General features: G+C 45.7%; 1 protein-coding gene. It reads left to right on the top strand.

The genetic code is table 11. The features are described from left to right. Positions 1 to 117: 117 nt before the first annotated feature. Positions 118 to 1,527 carry an ISLre2 family transposase gene (locus tag E4U82_RS19510; RefSeq protein ID WP_135111906.1) on the top strand — a complete coding sequence of 470 codons (1,410 nt, stop codon included), beginning with the start codon at positions 118 to 120 and terminating at the stop codon, positions 1,525 to 1,527. Positions 1,528 to 1,563 lie beyond the last annotated feature (36 nt).

The raw sequence follows: 1,563 nt of genomic DNA, 5'->3' as shown, positions 1-1,563 counted from the left end.
ATATGTGTAAAATAATTCTCGGGGCCACCTGAGGCAATTTTCTAGTCAAAAAAGAGAAGGCACTCTATCATAAATGTATGCTTTGACGGGCAAATACATTTCGAAAGAGGCCTTCTCATGGAAACTATTATATCAAGATTATACGCATTAATAAAGGAAACAAACAACTTAGTTGATTTGGAAGAAAGCATTCGACTCTATATGTATGAGGTGTTTGCTTCCCAGATGGGGGAAGTGTTCACACAGATTAATAAGGTGATTAAAGCTGAGAAACAGAAGTTGGGCTGGACTGTCGAGCGTGAAGATTGGAAAACGGTTCAATTCACGTTTGGGGCAGTTCGTTTTCGGCATACATTAATGCATGACCTGAAAGGTGATTCTCACTATCCCTTTGATGAGTGGGCTGGTCTTCGGAAAAGTCAACGATACAGTCCCCTGACGGAGGTAAAAGTGGCTGAATTGGCTAGTGAGAGCACGTATCGTGCATCAGTCCAAACTTTGAAGGAATGGACCCCCGTAACGATGAGTCATCAAACAGTCGGGAGTATCGTGAAGCGTGTTGGAGATGCGCAGTCCCAGGCTGATGTGGAAATGGCGGCTGAACTGGAGGAAGCAGCGCCCCTTCCGGTGGGAAAAGAAGTTGACTATTTATATACAGAGGCAGATGGCGTTTTTGTCCGTTCTACAAAGAAAAAGAAAAGCCATGAGGTCCGGCATGCGATTATGCATGAAGGCTGGGTCAAAAATGGCAAACGGGTCTCACTCAGCAATCAACACGTAATCATGACAACGAAGCCGACTGATGACTTTTGGAAAGAGGTGCAGTCATATGCGGCCCATGGTTATTCGCTGGAGAATACGCAGGTTGTGACAAATAGTGATGGCGGGCAGGGCTACACAGCTGAACGGTTCCAGGAAGCCTTTTCCCAGTCCCGTTATCCCGTGTTGAATCAACTTGACGCTTACCATGTAGCTCAGGCGTTAAATCGGGCATTAGGCGGTGAAAAGAGTGAATTTAAGGACGGGATAAGAAAAGCGTTAAAACAACACGATTGGCAACAGTTCATACTTTGGCTGGATACATACGAAAGTACCCTGGAAAACGCAAAACAGGTAGAAAAGGTAAACGGTTTTCGAACTTACATTCAGCACAATTGGGATCGTATTTTTGACTGGCGTGAGAAAGTGGAAGACCCGCCAGAAGACGCACGAGGCTTAGGGGCTATGGAATCCAATCAGCGTCGCGTTTCTTTCCGGATGAAAAGACGGGGGATGCATTGGAGCGCAGAAGGCAGTGAAGCTATGGTGAAAGTAAAACAGGGTATCCTCAATAACACGTTGCGGGATGTTTATCTCACATCCCAAAAACGAAGCGCACGCAAGCAGCGAGACGTTGAAAAGACCGTTCGCATGACGGAGTATTTGAATCAGCCAACACGCCCATCGATTGGCGCAAAAGAAGGTTCCATCAGTTTATATACAGCCCATTCATCAGCGATAGGAAACTTGATGAAGAGTTTTAGGTAATACCCTGCATGTTTTTGTCAGGTTCCGGGTTTTGGA

It is taken from the genome of Lentibacillus salicampi (assembly GCF_004565465.1).
GTDB lineage: Bacteria > Bacillota > Bacilli > Bacillales > Amphibacillaceae > Lentibacillus > Lentibacillus salicampi.
This window is presented reverse-complemented; position numbering and strand designations above follow the sequence as displayed.

What these genes read in the sequence shown, in the direction of transcription:
- E4U82_RS19510 (WP_135111906.1), top strand. Translation starts at nt 118, where the DNA reads ATGGAAACTATTATATCAAGATTATACGCATTAATAAAGGAAACAAAC.